Origin of the sequence: Salipiger pentaromativorans, from assembly GCF_024721115.1 — a bacterium.
In the GTDB taxonomy this organism is placed as follows: domain Bacteria; phylum Pseudomonadota; class Alphaproteobacteria; order Rhodobacterales; family Rhodobacteraceae; genus Salipiger; species Salipiger pentaromativorans.
Genome location: NZ_JAMDHK010000011.1, coordinates 121,461 through 140,635, shown reverse-complemented (window position 1 = coordinate 140,635; position 19,175 = coordinate 121,461). Strand labels below are relative to the sequence as shown.

Genomic DNA, 19,175 nt, shown 5'->3' with positions numbered 1-19,175 from the left:
AATTTACCCATATTTTCGTCGAATCGCCTTATCCACTCTCTGGACGGCCTCCCTGACTCGAAACATGATGGAGAGAGGATTTTATGTCAATATATTTACTTTATTTCGCACGCGCAGCGCATCTTGACCTTCTCCCGGGCTGGCCGCAAAGTGCCGGGCATGACGCAAGAGAGCGAAAATTGGGGGGATCTCGGGCCGCAGCTCAGCAACCGGCTCTTCTTTCGCCTCTATCAATGCGCAAACATGCTGCACAAGACGGGCACGCGGGCGCTGGACGACTACGGCATCACCACCCAGCAATGGGCGGTACTGGGAGCCCTCACGCGGCCCGAGTTCGAAAGTGGCGTGGCGGTGGGCGACCTCGCAACCTTCCTGCTGGTCAGCCGGCAGAACCTGACCGGCGTGCTGACCCGGCTGGAAACCCTCAGCTACATCGAGCGCGCGGTGGACCAGAACGACAACCGCTCGCGGCTGATCCGATTGACCGCAAAGGGCCGCAGCCTCTGGGACGAGAACATGCGCCCGGTCATCTCGGATTATTACGACGACGCACTGCGCGGCTTTTCCACCGAGGACCGGATCCACATGATCCACTACCTCGACAAGATGCTGCGCAACTTCAAGGCGATCGACCCCGAGAACCACACCGAGAAAAAGGCGGCCGAATAGCCGCCGCCAGGATCCGCAGGCCGGGACCCCCCGGCCCGCAGCGATCAAAGCCCCAAACGCACCCGCGTTTGGGCAACCATGGCCTTGGCGATGATGATCTGCTGAATCTGCGTGGTGCCCTCATAGATCCGGAACAGCCGCGCATCGCGGAACAACTGCTCGGCCCGATATTCGCGGATATAGCCGTTGCCGCCATGCACCTGCACATTGCGGTCGGCGATCCGCCCCACCGCTTCCGAGGCGAACATCTTGGCGCAGGACGCCTCGACACTCACGTCCTGCCCGGCGTCGCGCTTGCGCGCCGCGTCCAGCACCATGCAGCGCGCGGCGTAGGCCTCGGCCCGCGAGTCGGCACACATCGCCTGCACAAGCTGAAACTCCGCCAGGCTCTTGCCGAACTGCCGGCGGGTCACCGCGTAATCGAGCATGTCGTCGATGATCCGCTCCGACAGCCCGACGCAGGCCGCCGCGATATGCAGCCGGCCCTTGTCGAGCACCTTCATCGCCGTCTTGAAGCCCTGCCCCTCGACGCCGCCGATCAGGGCCGAGGCCGGCACCCGGCACTCCTCGAAGATCACGTCGCAGACATGAGCGCCCTGCTGACCCATCTTCTTCTCCGGCTTGCCGGTGGACAGGCCGGGCGTCCCCGCCTCGACCGCAAAGGCCGATACGCCAGCCGCCCCCCGACTGTCGGGATCGGTGCGCGCCATCACGGTGAACAGCCCCGCATAGGGCGCATTGGTGATGAACCGCTTGGTTCCGTTCAGGACATAGCTGTCCCCCTCCCGGCGCGCCGTGGCCTTCACCGCGCCCGCATCCGACCCGACATCCGGCTCGGTCAGCGCAAAGGAGCCGATCAACTCGCCCGAGGCGAGCCGAGGAAGATAGGCTGCCTTCTGCGCGTCGGTCCCGTCGATGGCGATGCCCTGCATCCCGATCCCCACATTGGTGGCAAAGACCGAGCGGAACGCCGGGGCCGCGCGCCCCAGCTCGAACACCGCCATGACCTCTTCCTCCATGGTCAGGCCCAGCCCGCCATAGCTTTCGGGCGCGGTCAGGCCGAACAGACCCAGGTCGCGCATCTGCATCAAGAGGCGATCCGGGATCGCATCCGTTTCCGAAACCTCGGCCTCGGCCGGGATCAGCTGCTCATCGACAAAGCGACGCAAGGTTGCGCAAAGCTGCGCAAGCGTGTCGGAATCCAACGCCACAAAACCCTCCCATTTTATAGCAATATATTTACTTATAAATCCCGGACTCAGTAAGATCAATCTCAATTTTCACCTTAAAAATCTATCTAGACCCACGAAGAATAGTAGAGTCTTGCCATATTAAGGCAATATATTTACATTATTACCTGGGAGGACAACCATGAAAGCCATCGTTCTGCACCAGCGGGGCAAGGCGGGCGTCGCGCTGCGCGAGATGCCCTCGCCCGAATGCCCGCCCGGATGGGCGCGCGTGCGGATGCGCGCCGCCTCGGTCAACCGCGTCGATCTCTACATGCGCGACAGCGGCGCCGGCATCACCCATGATCTGCCGTTGATCATGGGGGTAGACGGCGCCGGAGAGCTGATTTCAGCCCCGGGACGGCCCGACCTCGCCCCTGGCGACAAGGTCATTCTGTACCCCTATGAGTTCTGCGGCACCTGCCGCGCCTGCCTGGCCGGCGACCAGCCGCTTTGCCGGACCGCCCGCATCCTCGGAGAACACCGCCACGGCAGTTTCGCCGAAGAGGTCGTCCTGCCGGCAAGATCGCTGATCCGCCTCGCGCCGGAGGCCGACATGGACCAGGCTGCGGTGCTGGGTGTGGCCTATCTCACCGCCTGGCGCATGGTCTTCGGCAAGGCCCCCGTGGGGCCCGGTTCGGTGGTGCTGGTCCAGGGCGCGGGCGGTGGCGTCGCCTATGCCGCCGTACAACTGGCCCGGATGGCGGGCGCCCGGGTCATTGCCACCACCAGCGGCACCGACAAAGGCGCGCATTTCCGCGCGCTCGGCATCGAGACGATCGATTATCGCACCCAGAACCTGCCCGAGGCCATCGCCGCCCTGACCGACGGCGAAGGCGCCGATCTGGTCGTGGACAATGTCGGCGAAGCGACCTGGGGCGCCTCCCTGCGCAGTCTGGCGCGCGGCGGGCATCTGGTGACCTGCGGCGCCACAACCGGCGCGCATCCCTCTGCCGATCTGCAACGGCTCTTTGTCCGGCAGCTATCGGTACATGGCGCCACCATGGGCTCGATGGAAGAATTCCGCCGCCTGATCCGGGCCTGGGAAACCGGCGGCTTTGAACCGCTCATCGACCGGGCCTTCGCGCTCGCCGATGTTCCCGACGCCTTCGACCATCTCGAAACCCCTGCCCGCATGGGCAAGATCCTGATCCGCATCGCCTGAGGCCGCCATGAGCTACAACTGCATTCTTGTCTCCACCGACGGCCCCGTCGGTCTGATCACCCTGAACCGCCCTGAGGCGCTGAACGCGCTCAACCGCCAGATCACCGCCGAAATCTCGGCGGCTGCCGCAGCCTTCGATGCCGATCCCGCGATCGGCGCTCTGGTCGTCACCGGCTCGGACCGCGCCTTTGCCGCCGGTGCCGACATCAAGGAAATCGCCGACAAGAGCTTTGCCGAAGTCTATGAAGAGAATTTCATTACCGCCACCTGGGAAGGGCTGGCGCGGGTGCGCAAGCCTACCCTCGCGGCGGTCTCGGGCCACGCACTTGGCGGCGGCTGCGAACTGGCGCTCATGTGCGACATCGTCATCGCCTCGGAAACCGCGCGCTTTGCCCTGCCGGAAACCGCCATCGGCATCATTCCCGGCGCCGGCGGCACACAGCGGCTGACCAGAATCGTCGGGAAAGCCGTGGCCATGGACATGATCATGAGCGGCCGCGCCCTGTCGGCCGAAGAGGCGCTGGCCATGGGGCTGGTCAGCCGCGTGGTCGCGGCGGGAGATCATGTGACAGAGGCCATGACGCTGGCCAAGACCCTGGCGAAACGCTCGCGCCCGGTGATGCAACTGGCAAAGGAAGCGGTCAGCAAAGCCTACGAGACCCATCTACAGGAAGGGCTCTATGTCGAGCGGCGGCTGCTTTACGCGACTTTTGCCCTCGAGGACCGCAAGGAAGGCATGACCGCCTTTGCCGAGAAACGCCCGCCGGCGTTCCGCAACCGCTGACCCCGCCCAGCATGCGGCACCGGCGCCGCTGCCGAAAGATCGCAACAACGTGATTGCCATTCCCGGAGCCAGGCTGTTTTCTACTCTCATTCAACAGTCGCAATGTAACCGGGAGGCGAGCAGCGATGGCAGGTTTGGGCAGATGGGCCGGCCGCATTTTGGCCTTTGGCATCCCCGCAGCCTTCGGCACGGCGGCCTTCGTCTATGCCGAGACGCTCAAGCAGCCGCCGGCGGAGAGCGAAATCAAGCGCCCCGCCACGCCTGTGCGGGTGCTGACCATGGCGCCGATGCCGGTGGTGCCACGCATCTCGGGCTACGGCACCGTCGCGCCGGTGCGCGAATGGCGTGCCGTCGCGCGGATCGCTGGCGACATCTCGGCACGGGCCGACGATCTGGCGCCCGGGGCGCTGGTGCCGGCGGACACGCCGCTCTTCCGCATCGACGACGCCGATCTGCGGCTGTCGCTGGCACAGATGGACGCGCAGCTTGCGGCGGCGGATGTGAAGGACCAGACCCTCGCCGCGAGTCTCGAGATCGGCAAGGCCGACCTCGCGCTGGCGCAGGCCGAGCTGAACCGCCAGGAACAACTGACCGCGCAGGGGGTCGCCACCCGGGCGGGGCTCGACACGGCGCGGCGACAAGAGCTTTCGGCGCGGGCGCAGGTGACCTCGATCGAAAACGAGCGGCGGCTGGCGAAGGCCGAGCGCGACGTGGTGCTGTCGCAGAAAGCCTCGGTCTCGCGGTCTCTGGAATTCACCGAGATCCGCGCTCCCTACGATCTGCGGATCACCGAGGTTTCGGCGGCCGAGGGACAATATGTCAGCTCCGGTCAGACCCTGCTTTCGGGTGAGGGCGTCGAGGCGGCCGAGATCGCCGCCAAGTTCCCCATGGGCCATGTCGGGCCGCTGCTGCGGCTGGCGGGCCCCGGCGCTGCGGTGACGGATCTGAAGGCCCGCGTGCGGCTGACCGCGCCCGGTCACGACGTGACCTGGAAAGCCCAGGTGGTGCGTGTCGGCGATGCCATCGAAAGCGACACCCAAAGCGCGACCGTCGTCGTGCGCGTCGAGGACCCGCTGGGCCAGGCCGCCGCCGGCGAGCGCCCGCCCCTGCGGCGCAACATGTTTGTCGAAGTGCTGCTGATGGTCCCCGAGACCGAGCTGCTCACCGCTCCGGCAGAGGCGGTCTGGGACGGCAATGCGCTGGTTGTGACCGGCGACAATGTTCTCGAAAAGCGCAAGGTCTCCATTGCCTTCACCATGGGCGACCTCGCGGTGATCGGCGGCGGGCTGGAGGCCGGCGATCAACTGGTGATCACCTCGCCCACCATTGCGGTCCCGGGAATGCAGGTGAAACCGGTCGAGGACAGCGCCCGCCTGGCCGCGCTCAAGGCCGAGGCGACGGGTCAGGCGGCGCCTGCGGGGTCCGGACAGGGGCAAGGTAAGGGCAAGTCGCAAGAGGGCGAAAAATGATCCGCCTTTTCGCGCTTCACCCGACCGCGGCCAACATCCTGATGATCGCGCTGCTGGCGCTTGGCCTCTCGGCCCTGCCCAAGCTACAGCGCGACACCTTCCCGCTGGTCGCCCCCTCGGACGTAGAGATCCGCATCGCCTATCCCGGGGCCACGCCCGCCGAGGTCGAACGCGGCATCTGCGTCATGGCGGAAACCCCACTGCGCAGCGTCGAGAACCTGTCGCGCCTGACCTGCCAGTCGCGCGAGAACACCGCCGTGATCACCGCCGAGATCGTCGAAGGCGCCGATATGACGCGGTTTCACAACGATCTGAAAGCCGCCATCGACGGGGTCACCGGCTTTCCCGACAAGGCCGAAGACCCGGTAACGCGCGTGGTCGAGCGCGTGGCCTCGGTCTCTTCCGTCGCGGTGACCGGCCCGGAGGACCCGCAGGTCCTGTTCGCCTATGCCTCGGCGCTGGCCGAACGCCTGCGCGCCGATCCCGAGATTTCGGATGTGGAAATCGGCGGGTTCTCGGATCGCGAGATCGCCGTGGAATTCGACGCGGTCGCGCTGCAAAGCCACGGGCTGAACATCGCACAGATCGGCACTGTCCTGGCCCAGCACAGCCTCGACCTGCCCGCGGGCACGCTGCAAGGCCCCGATGGCGACGCGGCAATCCGGTTTCTGGGCGAAAAGCGCACCCCGGCCGAGTTGGCGCGGATTCCGATTGCCGGCTCCGAGACCGGCGGCAGGCTGCTTCTGGGCGATGTGGCCCGGATCACCGCGGGCTTCGACGATCCCGCGCAGGCCGCCTATTACGACAACAAACGCGCCGCCATCGTCGCGGTGAACAAGACCGCGACGCAGGACGCGCTGCGGGTCAAGGCCGCGCTCGACCGGCAGCTCGCGCGGGCCCAGGCCGAGGCGCCGGGCAATATCCAGCTTGCGATCTCGCAGGACTCCACCAGCAATATCACCGACCGCCTGCGCATCATCGCCGAGAACGGCACGCAGGGTCTGATTCTCGTGCTGGCGGTGATGTGGCTGTTCTTCGGCTTCCGCCTGTCCTTCTGGGTGGCGATGGGGCTGCCGGTATCCTTCCTTGGCGCGATCTTCGCCATGGAGCTGCTGGGCTACACGATCAACATGATGACGATGGTGGCGCTGCTCATCGCCGTGGGTCTGCTGATGGACGATGCCATCGTGATCTCGGAGAACATCGTGCGCCGACGCGAGGCGGGGGAATCCCCGCGCGAGGCAGCAGTGAACGGCGTGCGGCAGGTCGGACCGGGCGTCTTCGCCTCGTTCCTGACCACGGCCATGATCGTGGGCCCGCTGGGCTTCATGGCCGGCAGCATCGGCGCGGTGCTGAAATACATCCCCATCGTCCTGCTGATCGTGCTGGCGATCAGTTTGGTCGAGGCGTTTCTCATCCTGCCCGCGCATATGCGCCACTCGCTGGGCAAGCTCAGCGGCCCGAGCCGCATCAGTCAGGCGGTCAATGACGGGTTTGCGCGATTCCGCGACGCGGCAATCGTACCGCTGGCGGCGCTTGCGCTGCGCTTTCGCTACGCCACGCTGGGAATCGCGGTGTTCCTCGTGATGCTGTCGCTCGCCCCGTATTCGGGCGGCTTCATCAAGTACCAGAGCTTTCCGCAGCTCGAAAGCGACACGGTCGAGGCACGGCTGCTGCTGGCCGAGGGTGCACCGCTCGCCCTGACGGAAAAGCGCGTGACCAAGGTGGTGTCGGCGCTCGAGACGATGAACGACGAGCTGACGCCCGCGCAGCCCGACGGCCAGCCGCTGGTGCAAAGCTATACCATCACCTACGGCAGCAATCCCGACGCCTCCGGGACCGGCCCCCATATGGCCACGGTCAGCGCCAAGCTGCTGCCCGCCGGTGTACGCAGCACCGACGTGACCGAGGTGCTCGACCGCTGGAAGTCGCTGACCGGGCGGCTGCCCGACATGGCCGCCTTCCGCATCACCGACAAGGAACGCGGCGCCGGCGGCAAACCCATCGACCTTCTGGTGCAAGGCCCCGACCTCGACGATCTCGCCACGACCGCGCGGGAACTACGCCGCTTCTTCCGCGATTTCGCCGGCGTGCGCGACGTGACCTTCGACCTGATGCCGGGCAAGCCGGAATATCTGGTCCGGCTCGATACCGCCGCCGCCAACACTCTGGGGGTAACCCCGCAGACCATCGCCAACGAGCTGCGCGCCGCCTTCCGCGGCGACAGCGCCCTGCGCTACGCCGACGAGCTGGGCGAGCTCGATGTCGTGGCGCGCTTTGCCGAAACGGACCGGGTCGCGCTGTCCAACATCCTCGACCTGCGCATCCGCAGCTCCGGCGGCGCGCTGGTGCCGCTGTCGGCGGTGGCGACGGTGGCGCAATCGCGCGGCTTTGCCACGATCAACCGGGTGGACGGGCAGCGCAGCGTCCGGGTGCAGGGCACCATCAACCCCGCCATCGCCAACGCCCGCGAGCTGATGGCCGCGCTGAAAGCCGATTACCTGCCCGAACTGGCGGCGAAACGCCCGGACATCTCGGTGCAGATTCTGGGCGAGGCCGAAGACACCTCGACCACCGGCGGTTCGCTGGCGCGCAACATGGTGCTGGGGGCAGGCGGCGTGTTTTTGCTGCTGGCCTTCTACCTCCAGAGTTTCGTGCGCACCGTCGCCGTGCTGGCGGCGATCCCGCTCAGCCTCGTGGGGGTGATGTGGGGGCATATGTTGCTGGGGCTACAGATTTCGCTGCCCAGCCTTGTCGGGCTCGCGACCCTGGCCGGGGTGGTGGTGAACGACTCGATCCTGCTGGTGAATTTCATCGACGACCGGCTGAAACAGGGGATGGACGTGCTCGACGCCGGGCGCGAAGCCGTCCGCGACCGGTTCCGGGCGATTTTCCTGACCTCGCTCACCACCGTGGTCGGTCTCGGCCCGCTGCTGTTCGAACCCAGCACACAGGCGCAGTTCCTGCGCCCGATCGTGGCAAGCCTTGCCTTCGGTCTCTCCGCCGCCACCTTCCTTGCGCTCTTCGTGACCCCGGCGGTCATCGCCGTGCTGATGGATCTCGGGCTGCGGACACGCCCAGAAACGCCGGAGCCCGCGCCCAGACCGGCGGGCTGAGCGCCACCCCGTCCCCGTCACACCGGGTGCCCGCCCCCGGACGGCCCCCATTGGCGTGGCGGAAAAACGCGCCTCTGCCCTGTCACTATCCGGCAGGGGCGACCCACCTTCGATGGCCTGATCCCGGCCAGCGCAAAGCGAGCACCGCCCCCGCTATGTGCCGGACACCGGGGCCTCCGCGAGCCGCGCCCCGTGCGCCGACAACGCCGCAGCCAGCCGGGGGCTCGCGAAATCCACGAAGGCCCGCAGCTTGCGCGGGACGATTCCCGCACGAAAGAGGATGTGAACCGGCCAGGGGGCCGGTTCTTCCTCTGCCAGCACGATCCGCAACCGCCCCTGCGCAACCGACTCCGCCACCTGATAGGACAGGACCCGCGTGATCCCGAGCCCCGCCTCCGCCGCGGCGATGGCGGCTTCCGCCGTGTTGACCGACATGCGCGCCCGGCTGCGGACCTGACGCTCTGCCGTCCCCTCGCCAAAGCTCCAGCGGCCGGCGGGCAGCAGGCGGTCGAACGAGATGCAATCGTGCCCGGCAAGATCCTCGGGCGTTTGCGGACGGCCCCGCGCCGCGAGGTAGGCCGGGCTGGCGCAGATCAGCCTGCGCACCTCGCCGATGCGGCGCGCGCGCAGGGCGCTGTCGGCCAGATCGCCGATGCGGATGACGGCGTCGAAATGCTCCTCAGTCAGACTCACCGGGCGGTCGGTCTGCTCCAGCCGGACATCGACCTCGGGGTGACGCTCGAGAAAATCCCCGACCACGGGCAGGACATGCAGGCGCCCGAACACGATGGGCGCCGACAGGCTCAAGAGCCCTTTCGGCTCGCGGAACTCGCCCGCGGCCATGCGCTCGGCCTCTCCCACCTGCTCCAGAATGCTGCGGCAGGCCGCGAGATAAGCCTCTCCCGGTTCGGTCGGCGTCAGCCCGCGCGGCGAGCGCTGGACAAGCTGCGTGCCCAGAAGCTCCTCGAGCTCCGCCACCCGCCGGCTGACCGTGGCCAGCGGCAGGCCGAGGCGGCGCGCGCCCGCCGACAGGCTGCCCGCCTCCACCGCGGCAACGAGGATCGTCATGGATTCGAGGCGGTCGGTCATGCCGGCATACTCCGAAAGGCTTCCAAATTTTGGAAGGATACTTCCAGATTTTACGCAATCCCCATCAAAATCGGAAGTCTTATGTTGGCGCTGCAACAGCAACCGCAAAGGAGACACTCATGTCCCGCATCGACATTCCCGCCACCATCGACGCCGCGCCCGAGGCTTCGCGCCCGCTGCTCGAGCAGGTGAGCAAACAGCTCGGCAGCGCGCCGAACCTGTTCCGGCTCGCCGCCCAAAGCCCCGCCGCGCTGGAAGGCTATCTCGGGCTCTTCGGCGCGCTCGGCAAGGGCCGCCTGCCCGCCGCCACCCGCGAGCGCATCGCGCTGGCCATCGCGCAGTTCAACGGCTGCGGCTACTGCCTGTCGGCGCATAGCTATCTGGGCGCGAATCTCGCCAAGCTCTCGCCCGAGGAAATCGCCGCCAACCGCAAGGGCCGCTCGACCGACGCCAAGGCGGATGCAGCGGTGGTGTTCGCGGTCAAGGTCGCCGAGCAGCGCGGGCATGTGGCCGACGCCGATCTCGCTGCCGTGCGCGCCGCCGGCTACGACGACGCCCAGATCGTGGAGATCGTGCAGCATGTCGCGCTGAACATCTGGACCAACTATCTCAACGAGGTCGCCAAGACCGAGATCGACTTCCCCGTCGCCGAGGGCGTCGCCGCCTGACGCCCCGCCCTGGCGACGGCCCCGGCGGCCGTCGCCAGCCCTTCCGATGGAGACCCCGACATGACCCGCCCCCCGCTTCCCCCGTTCACCCCGGACACCGCCGCGCATAAGGTGCGGCTGGCCGAAGACGCCTGGAACAGCCGCGACCCCGAGGCCGTCTCGCGCGCCTACACCCCCGACAGCCGCTGGCGCAATCGCGATACATTCCTGACCGGCCGCGCAGAGATCGTGGCCTTCCTGACGGAGAAATGGCGCAAGGAGACCGAGTACCGGCTCGTCAAGGAGCTCTGGGCCTGCGCCGGCAACCGCATCGCCGTCCGCTTCGCCTATGAATGGTGCGACACAAACGGGCAGTGGTTCCGCGCCCATGGCAACGAGAACTGGGAATTCGACGATGCCGGGCTGATGGCCCTGCGCCATGCAAGCATCAACGACCAGCCCATCGCGGCGGCGGAGCGTCTGTTTCACTGGCCCCAGGGCCGGCGCCCGGACGATCACCCTTCGCTCAGCGACATGGGGCTCTGACCATGGCCGGGCACAGCACGATGGACGTGGCCTTTACCCCTGCGGTGCGCGGGATCCAGAGCGCCAAGGGTTCGCGCGAGGGCTATGCGCGGCTCGAGGCACAGCGTCCCTGGCCGGACCGGGTCACCCCCGAGCTGGCGGCCTTCGCCAGCCGGCAGACGAGCCTTTTCCTCGGTACCGCCAGCGCGGCGGGCCGCCCCTATATCCAGCATCGCGGTGGTCCCGAGGGTTTTCTGAAGGTGCTGGGCGCGCGGCGGCTCGGCTTTGCCGATTTCGCCGGCAACCGGCAATATGTGACGCTCGGGAACCTGTCGGAGAACACCCGCGCGTTCCTGTTCCTGATCGACTACGAAGCCGCGCGCCGGATCAAGATCTGGGGCCGGGCCCGGGTGATCGAAGACGATCCCGCGCTGCTGGCCCGGCTTGCCGGCGACACGACGACGGGCCGTCCGGAACGCGCGATCCTGTTCGACATCGACGCCTGGGACGTGAATTGCCCCCAGCACATTCCCCGCCGCGTCGGTCTGGACAGGGTTGCAACGCTTCTGGCCGAGCGCGACGCCCGCATCGCGGCGCTGGAGGCTGCGCTGGCGGCCCGTGGCGACTCCTCAGCCGGCGCGGACCGATGAGCGCCGCTCTGCCGGAAGGCGCCGGAGGGCGGCCCCTCCCATCGCTTGCAGGCGCGGGTTCGGCCATGCGCTTGCCGCGATGGTCTCGAGCAGGGAAGAATCGTCCTCGGCAGAAACCGGCGCGACCGAGGCGCAAAGCGCGGCCCTGTCCGGCAGGCGATGCGCCGCATCCCCAGCTTGCGCGCGAATATCGCCGAAATGCCGGTCACACGCTCCCCTGCGGGACCGGCCATGTCAGGCCAGATCGCACCGCCGCGAGCAGTGATCTCTGCCTTGGCATGCGGCGTCAAGATTCTGACGGGCCCGATCAATACCTCGAAATCCCCGCCATCCTATCCCCTCTCCATTCACAGGCGAGCGGCGCGATGTGCGGGACAGACGGCCAACCGCCAACGGAAAACGCTTTGAAACCCGCCTGCGTGGCGACGGGAAGGAGATCCATTATGACTTTGAAACATCGCGTCCTCGCAATCGGCATGACCATCGCCGGCGCGTTTCTCGGCGCGGGTGTGACCATCGCCGCAGGTGCGCTCATCCTCGGGCTGGGCAGCGGGCCTGCCCGGGCCCAGGCCGCGCCGCCGGACCATCACGGCCAGCCGATGTCCGGGACCGGCGTGACGCCGGTCACACGCCTTCCGGCGACCCCCGCAGGTTTCGACGGGATGGCGGCACCGCCTTGCGGGCCTCTTCCCGCCTAATCGCCGACGCAGACGGCTCTGAATCCGCCCTGCGCGCGCCCGAAAGGCGCTCGGCACGGATGACGCGGTCGGTCATCCCCATCCCGGAGCGACCGCTGCGAGGCTGGCCCCGACCATCCAGCTCCCCCCGGTTGGGCGCCGGCCCCGGTCCGACCCCGGCGTGTGCGCTGTCGCGCGACAGGGGCCGGACCGCCCTTTCCGACCTATCGTCATGGCCGCCCGGACATACCGTCGACTCAGGCAAGGAGGCGATGCGCTTTGCCGACGCGATCAGGTTGAAGGCCTCCCGCTGGGAAAATACTCCCGCCCGGCAAATGGCCTGCCTGCCGTCAGAAGCCGTAGCCCGGCCAGACCGGCGCCGAACGCCGGCGGCGTGCCAGCCTCCACCGCATACGGCGGAGTTTATCTTTTTGATCTTTTTGGAGATTCAGTGGTGAGCCGTGCAGGATTCGAACCTGCGACCCACTGATTAAAAGTCAGTTGCTCTACCAACTGAGCTAACGGCCCACTGGCGGGCTATCTAGAAAGAGCACGAAGCGGGGTCAACCCCTGAATCGCGCTTTTCTTGCATCAAGTTGCGCGACCTCTGGAAAGGCCCCCCCAACGCGCGTATATGCCCCCGCATGAAACACGCCCCCGATACGCTACCCTTCATGAAGATGCATGGGCTTGGAAACGACTTTGTCGTGCTCGACGGGCGTGCGCAAAAGATCGAGATCACCCCGGCCCTCGCCCGCGCCGTGGCCGACCGCCATCGCGGCGTCGGCTTCGACCAGCTTGCGCTGATCGAGGCCGGACAGGACGATACGCGACTCACCTTCTACAACGCCGACGGCTCCACCGCCGGCGCCTGCGGCAACGCCACGCGCTGCATCGCGCGGTTCCTGATGGACGAAAGCGGCGCGACCCGGCTGCGTCTGATCACCGAACGCGGCACGCTGCTGGCCGAGGATGCCGGCAACGGGCTGACCTCGGTGAACATGGGGGCGCCGCAGCTCGACTGGCACGAGATCCCGCTTGCGCATGAAATGGACACGCTGGAGCTGCCCATCGAGGGCAGCCCCACCGCCACCGGCATGGGCAACCCGCATTGCACCTTCTTCGTCGCCGATGCCGAAGCTGTCGATCTCGACCGTTTCGGCCCGGTGCATGAACATCACCCGCTCTACCCCCAGCGCACCAATGTGCAGGTGGCCAGCCTGATCGGCCCCGACCGCCTGCGGATGCGCGTCTGGGAACGTGGCGTCGGCATCACCCTGGCCTCGGGCTCGTCCTCCTGTGCCACTGCTGTGGCCGCCGCGCGGCGCGGGCTGACGGGGCGCCGCGTGACCATCGAACTGGACGGCGGCCCGCTTGAGATCGACTGGCGCGAGGATGGCGTCTGGATGACCGGCGCGACAGCGCATGTCTTCGACGGGCAATTCACCCGCGCCTGGCTGGAGGCGGCGCAATGAGCGCGCCGAAATTCACCACGCTGGGCTGCCGGCTGAACGCCTACGAGACCGAGGCGATGAAGGCGCTGGCCGAAGAGGCCGGACTGGGCGACGCGGTGGTGATCAACACCTGCGCGGTGACCGCCGAGGCCGTGCGCAAGGCCCGTCAGGAGATTCGCCGCCTGCGGCGCGAGAATCCCCAGGCGCGGGTCATCGTCACCGGCTGCGCGGCACAGATCGACCCCGAGAGCTTTGCCCGGATGGACGAGGTCGATGCGGTCATCGGCAACACCGAAAAAATGGCGCCGGAGACCTGGACCGGCCTGAGCAGCAGTTTCATCGGCGACACCGAGAAGGTGCAGGTCAACGACATCATGTCGGTGACCGAAACCGCCGGCCATCTGATCGACGGGTTCGGCACCCGCAGCCGCGCCTATGTTCAGGTGCAGAACGGCTGCGACCACCGCTGCACCTTCTGCATCATCCCCTATGGCCGGGGCAATTCCCGCTCGGTGCCCGCAGGCGTCGTGGTGGACCAGATCAAGCGGCTGGTGCAATCTGGCTATAACGAGGTGGTGCTGACCGGCGTCGATCTGACGAGCTGGGGCGCCGATCTGCCGGGCACACCGCGTCTGGGCGATCTCGTGATGCGCATCCTGCGCCTGGTGCCCGATCTGCCCCGGCTGCGCATCTCGTCGATCGACAGCATCGAGGCGGACGAAAACCTGATGCTGGCGATCGCCAGCGAACCGCGCCTCATGCCGCATCTGCACCTGTCGCTACAGCATGGCGACGATCTGATCCTCAAGCGGATGAAGCGCCGGCATCTGCGCGACGACGCGATTCGCTTCAGCGAAGAGGCCCGCAAGCTGCGGCCGGACATGACCTTTGGCGCCGACATCATCGCAGGCTTCCCGACCGAGACCGACGCGCATTTCGAGAACTCGCTGAAGCTGGTCGAGGATTGCGCGCTGACCTGGCTGCATGTCTTCCCCTATTCGCCGCGCCCCGGCACGCCGGCGGCCCGGATGCCGCAGGTGGACGGGCGGGTGATCAAGGAACGCGCGGCCCGGCTCCGCACGGCGGGCGCCGCGGCGGTCGCGCGGCATCTCGCCGCGCAACAGGGCCGGACCCATCGCATCCTGATGGAAGCCCCCGACATGGGCCGCACCGAGCAATTCACCGAGGTCACGCTGACCCGCCCGCAAAGCGAGGGGGCCATCGTCACCGCAACGATCACCGGTCAGGACGGCCACCGGCTGGTGGCATGAGCGTGATCGTCCTCCTGCACGGCGCGTCGAGCAGCGGGAAGACCACCCTCGCCAAAGCGCTCCAGGCCCAAGCCCCCGCGCCGTTCCTGCGGCTCTCCTTCGACACCTACCGCGATGGCGGCGCCCTGCCGCCGCCCGACCGCCGCGACTGGCCACAAATCCGCGCCGCGGTCTTCGAGGGGCTGCATCGCAGCCTTGCGGGCTTTGCCGACAGCGGCTGCAATCTGATCGTCGAACATATCCTCGACACGCCCGGCTGGCGCCGGCGGTTGCAAACCCTGCTTTGCGCGCACCAGGTGCTGTTTGTCGGGCTTTTCACCCCGACCGATCTCCTGGCCCGCCGCGAGCGGGCGCGTGGCGACCGCCGTATCGGCAGCGCCGCCGAGGACGCGGCGCGCATCCATGCCGGCCTGCGCTACGATCTCACGCTGGACGGCACCGCAGCGCCCGAGACGAATGCCCGCCATGTGCTGGGCGCGCTGGCTGAGCCCTGCGCGGCCCGTTCGGCCTTTTTCACCGGCTGACCTCAGGAGGTTTCCCCGATGCACCCCAACCCGACCTTCCGCGGCACACCCGAAGCGCAGAGCCTGAGCTTCGTCCGCGACCGGGCCTTCGGAACGCTGGCGGTGTCGACGCAGGGCGCGCCGCTGCTCAGCCATGTGCCCTTCCTGCTCTCCGCCGATGGCACGCATGCCGATCTTCACCTCGTGCGCTCCAACCCCATCTGCCGCGCCATGGGGGACGCGCTGCCCGCGCGACTCGCCGTCAACGGCCCCGACGGCTATGTCTCACCCGACTGGTACGCCCTGGGCCCCGAGCAGGTGCCGACCTGGAATTATGTGGCGGTGCATCTGACCGGGCGGCTGATCCCGCTGCCAACCGAAACGCTGGAGCCGATGCTCGCCGCGCAATCCGCCGGCTTCGAGACCCGCCTGCCCAAGACGCCCTGGACGCTCGACAAGATGTCGGACGAGGCCAAGCGCAAGCTGCTGCGCATGATCCTGCCCTTCCGGCTCGAGATCGAGACGGTCGATAGCACCTGGAAGCTCGGCCAGAACAAGCCCGAACCCGGGCGCCTTGCCGCGGCCGAAGCGGTCGAGGGCGGTATCGGCCAGGAACTCGCCGCGCTGGCGCAGCTCATGCGCACCCCGCCGGAAAGCTGAGCGCCTCTCCGGGCACGGTGGAAAACCCTCCGGATCGGTGCCGGGAAGGGCCTTCCCCGCGCAAACTTGGTTTGCGATTGCGGCCCGGATGCTTCATGACACGCGCATGTCACGCACCTCACAGGCCCTGCTCGTCCATCTCTTCACCGCGACCGGCGCCGTCTTCGCGATGCTTGCCCTGCTGGCCGCCGCTCAGGAACGCTGGTCGGTCATGTTTCTGTGGCTGGTGGTGGCGTTCTTCGTCGATGGGCTCGACGGGCCGCTGGCGCGCAGATACGACGTCAAGACCAACGCGCCGCGCTTCGACGGCGTCTTGCTGGATCTGATCATCGACTACCTGACCTACGTTTTCATCCCGGCCTTCGCGCTGTTCCACTCCGGGCTGCTGCCGGGCTGGACCGGCTGGCTGGCGATCATCGTCATCACCTTCGCCAGCGCGCTGTATTTCGCCGACAGCCGGATGAAGACCGAGGACAATTCCTTTCACGGCTTCCCCGGCTGCTGGAACATGCTTGTGCTGGTGCTCTTCGCGATCCAGCCGAATTTCTGGGTGATCCTGTCGCTGGTCACGCTGCTGGCCGTGGCCATGTTCCTGCCGCTGAAGTTCATCCATCCCGTCCGGACAGAGCGCTGGCGGCGCCTGTCGCTGCCGGTGGCCCTGGCCTGGACCTTCTTTGCCGGCTGGGCCGCCTGGGTGGATTTCCACCCCGAAAGCTGGGCGCATTGGGGGCTGGTCGCCACTTCGCTCTATCTGATCTTCGCCGGCATCGCGCAGCAGATCCTGCCAAGGCGCGCCTGACCGTAGGGTGGGCAATCTTGCCCACCGCCCGCCCCGCGCCTACTCCGGCACCCGGTCGCCCACCGCCTCGCGCCAATGCCTGCGGCAGAGCGAGACATAGGTCTCGTTGCCGCCGATCTGCACCTGATCGCCGTCGATCACCGGCGTCCCCTCGGCATCCTGGCGGATCACCATGGTCGCCTTGCGCCCGCAATGGCAGATCGTGCGCACCTCGCGCAGCGTGTCGGCCAGCGCCAGCAGCACCGCCGAGCCCGGAAAAAGCTGCCCGCGGAAATCCACCCGCAGCCCGTAGGCCATCACCGGAATCCCCAGATCGTCGGCCACCCGCGCCAGTTGCCAGACCTGTGCCTCGGTCAGAAACTGCGCCTCGTCCACGAAGACGCAGGCGACCGGCCCCTCGGCCTGACGCGCCGCAAGCCGCGCAAAGAGATCGTCCGTCGGGGTGAAGGTATCCGCCGGGCGCCCCAGCCCGATGCGCGATCCGATCCGCCCCTCGCCTGCCCGTGTGTCGAGCCGGGCGGTCAGCAGATAGACCTCCATCCCGCGTTCGCCATAGTTGTGCGCCGCCTGCAAGAGCAGGGTCGATTTGCCGGCGTTCATGGTGGAATAGTTGAAATAGAGCTTGGCCATGGGGCAGAGCCATGCCGCAGCCCACGCCGCCGCGCAAGCGGGAAAGGCTGCGTCCTTTCGCCAACGGAAAAAGCGGCGCGATGGGCAGGCCGTGGGGGCATGCCCCCGGGGGTCTCCGGCCTCCACCGCGCCAGTTCTTTTCCTGACGGCAGACCGCCCCGGCCTCACGGAACGGGCGCCGCCATCTTACCCTTGCACCGATGTTGGGCATCGGCCACTCGTACAGCCGGCGAACCGGCAGGTATCGGAATGACATTTCCTTCCGGCTCGTTTAATGGGAAATGATATTGAGAGTTCCCCAACGGTTACGGTGGGGCAGAAGGGGCTGAGAGCTTTGCAGATGTCGAGTGTCGGACGTTATCTCAAGAAACACACCGAAGCCCTTGTGAAGGATGTCGGCATCGAACCGGCGTGCAAACTCACAGGGAAGTCCAAGGCGACGCTGGGGCGGTATTACTCCGACTACCCCGAGCATGAGGACCGCTTCATGCCGATCGACGCCGTTGCCGCGCTCGAAGAGGCCGCCTCCTATCCGCATGTCACCTCGGCCCTGGCCGAGCTGAAGGGGATCGCGCTGCATTACGACAGCGAGCGCCGGAACGCGCCGCGCGAAGGCGGCGGCATCAACAGCGATGTGGTCGTGCTTAGCCAGCGTTTTGCCATGCTGATGGCGGAATATCACCAGTCGATCGAGGATGGCGTGATTTCGGCCAACGAGGCCCGGCGTCTGCTGAAGGAAACCCTCGCCATTCAGAAAGTGCTGATCGACATGAAACTGCATCTGGAGGATGAAACTGCCTGATGCCACGCCTCCGAGCCGCGAAACCTGCGCGGCAGAGCGTCACGTTCCCGACCTCCTCCAGCGCTTCCTGCTCAGGCTGGAAACGGCGGAGAGCTCACTCGAGGTATGGCGTCTGATCGTGGCCCTCGGGCGCGAATTGCAGCTTCCCTTCGTCGATCTCATTTCCGCAAGCTCCTGGCGCGACTGGAAGAAGACCCGCTTCATCCGCACCTCCTACGATGCCTCCTGGCTCAGCGCGCATAACAGCGACCCCGAGCTGGCGCGCTGGTCCTATTTCCGCAGCCACGCGATGGATCACCTCACCCCCATCGCGGTGGGGCTCGAGTTTCTCGACGAATACAAGCCGCTGCCCGAGGCCCGGGTCGAGGTGCTGCGGGATGCGGCGCGGCGCGGGATGCGGGCTGGCTATTCCGTACCGCTGCGCTACAACGCCCCGCCGCAGGCCGCACTGATCACCTTCGGCGGCGATCACTCGCGCCGCGACATGCTGACCATCATCAACGCCCATGGCTGGACGCTGACCACCGCCGCGCTGACCGGCTTTCAGCGCTACATGTATCACTTCGGCCGCGAATTCCCCGAACGCAACCGCATCACCCCCAAGCAGCTCGAACTGCTCGAACTGATCGGCGCGGGGCTACAGGACAAGCAGATCGCCGACCGGCTGCGGGTCTCGGTCTCGGCGGTGCGCCAGCGGCTGAGCGCCCTGTCGCAGAACACCGGAATGACCTCGCGCGCCGAGCTCGCGGCCCTGGCCATGTCGCTGGGGGTGCTGCCCGATCCGCTGAACCGCCCCGGAGACGCCGAGGCACAGATCCTGGTCGAGATGGACGAAGGCGGCGCCGTGCTGCGCCCCACGGTGGTGCTGTAGCCGCGCCCGTCCGCCAATGGCTGCGCCCCATCGGAGCGCCCCCCCAAAAAGAATGCTCCCGACATGCGGGAGCATTCCTAGCGCTCTGAAAAGAAATACAAAACCACTTGCCCCCGAAAGGATCAATCACGGACGCATGGTGGGAAAGGCGGCTGTGACACCAAC

At 67.1% G+C, this 19,175-nt stretch carries 19 protein-coding genes and 1 tRNA gene; 16 read left to right on the top strand and 4 right to left on the bottom strand.

Annotated elements, in window-relative coordinates; genetic code table 11:
* Window positions 1-159 precede the first annotated feature (159 nt).
* Entirely contained in the window at window positions 160-669 is a 510-nt protein-coding gene (locus M4578_RS16440; protein WP_258094377.1) for a MarR family winged helix-turn-helix transcriptional regulator, read from the top strand.
* Window positions 670-713: 44 nt separating this feature from the next.
* Here M4578_RS16440 and M4578_RS16435 read toward each other — a convergent pair whose 3' ends face one another.
* Window positions 714-1,880, bottom strand: a complete 1,167-nt coding sequence (locus M4578_RS16435) for an acyl-CoA dehydrogenase family protein (RefSeq protein ID WP_258094376.1) — start codon at window positions 1,878-1,880, stop codon at window positions 714-716.
* A gap of 160 nt (window positions 1,881-2,040) precedes the next feature.
* On the opposite strand from M4578_RS16435, the gene M4578_RS16430 reads away from it, so the two are divergent.
* The 4 genes from M4578_RS16430 to M4578_RS16415 all read left to right on the top strand — a co-directional run bounded on the left by M4578_RS16430 (window position 2,041) and on the right by M4578_RS16415 (window position 8,432).
* Window positions 2,041-3,063 carry a zinc-binding dehydrogenase gene (locus M4578_RS16430; protein ID WP_258094375.1) on the top strand — a complete coding sequence of 341 codons (1,023 nt, stop codon included), beginning with the start codon at window positions 2,041-2,043 and terminating at the stop codon, window positions 3,061-3,063.
* A gap of 7 nt (window positions 3,064-3,070) precedes the next feature.
* Window positions 3,071-3,847, top strand: coding sequence for an enoyl-CoA hydratase-related protein (locus M4578_RS16425; RefSeq protein WP_258094374.1), 777 nt, complete (start codon window positions 3,071-3,073; stop codon window positions 3,845-3,847).
* A 125-nt stretch (window positions 3,848-3,972) separates the two neighbouring features.
* Window positions 3,973-5,316, top strand: a complete 1,344-nt coding sequence (locus tag M4578_RS16420; RefSeq protein ID WP_258094373.1) for an efflux RND transporter periplasmic adaptor subunit — start codon at window positions 3,973-3,975, stop codon at window positions 5,314-5,316.
* Window positions 5,313-8,432 (top strand): efflux RND transporter permease subunit, encoded by a 3,120-nt coding sequence (locus M4578_RS16415; RefSeq protein ID WP_258094372.1) that lies wholly within the window; start codon window positions 5,313-5,315, stop codon window positions 8,430-8,432. The genes M4578_RS16420 and M4578_RS16415 overlap by 4 nt, the downstream gene beginning before the upstream one ends.
* Before the next feature lie 153 nt (window positions 8,433-8,585).
* Here M4578_RS16415 and M4578_RS16410 read toward each other — a convergent pair whose 3' ends face one another.
* Window positions 8,586-9,521 carry a LysR family transcriptional regulator gene (locus M4578_RS16410; protein WP_258094371.1) on the bottom strand — a complete coding sequence of 312 codons (936 nt, stop codon included), beginning with the start codon at window positions 9,519-9,521 and terminating at the stop codon, window positions 8,586-8,588.
* A 119-nt stretch (window positions 9,522-9,640) separates the two neighbouring features.
* Here M4578_RS16410 and M4578_RS16405 point away from each other — a divergent pair, with 119 nt between their 5' ends.
* From M4578_RS16405 to M4578_RS16390, 4 genes are all read left to right on the top strand, one after another.
* Entirely contained in the window at window positions 9,641-10,189 is a 549-nt protein-coding gene (locus tag M4578_RS16405; protein ID WP_258094370.1) for a carboxymuconolactone decarboxylase family protein, read from the top strand.
* Between the two features lie 60 nt (window positions 10,190-10,249).
* Window positions 10,250-10,714, top strand: coding sequence for a nuclear transport factor 2 family protein (locus M4578_RS16400; protein WP_258094369.1), 465 nt, complete (start codon window positions 10,250-10,252; stop codon window positions 10,712-10,714).
* 2 nt (window positions 10,715-10,716) lie between these two features.
* Window positions 10,717-11,343, top strand: coding sequence for a pyridoxamine 5'-phosphate oxidase family protein (locus tag M4578_RS16395; RefSeq protein ID WP_258094368.1), 627 nt, complete (start codon window positions 10,717-10,719; stop codon window positions 11,341-11,343).
* A gap of 443 nt (window positions 11,344-11,786) precedes the next feature.
* Window positions 11,787-12,041, top strand: a complete 255-nt coding sequence (locus M4578_RS16390) for a hypothetical protein (RefSeq protein ID WP_258094367.1) — start codon at window positions 11,787-11,789, stop codon at window positions 12,039-12,041.
* A 431-nt stretch (window positions 12,042-12,472) separates the two neighbouring features.
* Here the strand turns inward: M4578_RS16390 and M4578_RS16385 are convergent.
* A tRNA-Lys gene (locus tag M4578_RS16385) sits at window positions 12,473-12,548 on the bottom strand.
* A 116-nt stretch (window positions 12,549-12,664) separates the two neighbouring features.
* Between M4578_RS16385 and dapF the strand changes: the two genes are divergently transcribed.
* From dapF to M4578_RS16360, 5 genes are all read left to right on the top strand, one after another.
* Window positions 12,665-13,495, top strand: coding sequence for a diaminopimelate epimerase (gene dapF, locus M4578_RS16380; protein WP_258094366.1), 831 nt, complete (start codon window positions 12,665-12,667; stop codon window positions 13,493-13,495).
* A complete protein-coding gene (mtaB, locus tag M4578_RS16375) occupies window positions 13,492-14,745 on the top strand; it encodes a tRNA (N(6)-L-threonylcarbamoyladenosine(37)-C(2))-methylthiotransferase MtaB (RefSeq protein ID WP_258094365.1) in 1,254 nt (417 codons plus the stop codon). The genes dapF and mtaB overlap by 4 nt, the downstream gene beginning before the upstream one ends.
* Window positions 14,742-15,269 carry a chloramphenicol phosphotransferase CPT family protein gene (locus M4578_RS16370; RefSeq protein WP_258094364.1) on the top strand — a complete coding sequence of 176 codons (528 nt, stop codon included), beginning with the start codon at window positions 14,742-14,744 and terminating at the stop codon, window positions 15,267-15,269. Before mtaB ends, M4578_RS16370 begins: the two co-directional genes overlap by 4 nt.
* Window positions 15,270-15,287: 18 nt before the next feature.
* Window positions 15,288-15,908: an FMN-binding negative transcriptional regulator gene (locus tag M4578_RS16365; RefSeq protein ID WP_258094363.1), complete on the top strand. Its 621-nt coding sequence runs from the start codon at window positions 15,288-15,290 to the stop codon at window positions 15,906-15,908.
* Between the two features lie 106 nt (window positions 15,909-16,014).
* A complete protein-coding gene (locus tag M4578_RS16360) occupies window positions 16,015-16,707 on the top strand; it encodes a CDP-alcohol phosphatidyltransferase family protein (RefSeq protein ID WP_258094362.1) in 693 nt (230 codons plus the stop codon).
* A 39-nt stretch (window positions 16,708-16,746) separates the two neighbouring features.
* Here M4578_RS16360 and M4578_RS16355 read toward each other — a convergent pair whose 3' ends face one another.
* Window positions 16,747-17,337 (bottom strand): thymidine kinase, encoded by a 591-nt coding sequence (locus M4578_RS16355; protein WP_258094361.1) that lies wholly within the window; start codon window positions 17,335-17,337, stop codon window positions 16,747-16,749.
* Between the two features lie 340 nt (window positions 17,338-17,677).
* Here M4578_RS16355 and M4578_RS16350 point away from each other — a divergent pair, with 340 nt between their 5' ends.
* Window positions 17,678-18,139 carry a hypothetical protein gene (locus M4578_RS16350; RefSeq protein WP_258094360.1) on the top strand — a complete coding sequence of 154 codons (462 nt, stop codon included), beginning with the start codon at window positions 17,678-17,680 and terminating at the stop codon, window positions 18,137-18,139.
* Entirely contained in the window at window positions 18,126-19,010 is an 885-nt protein-coding gene (locus M4578_RS16345) for a helix-turn-helix transcriptional regulator (protein ID WP_258094359.1), read from the top strand. The genes M4578_RS16350 and M4578_RS16345 overlap by 14 nt, the downstream gene beginning before the upstream one ends.
* Window positions 19,011-19,175 lie beyond the last annotated feature (165 nt).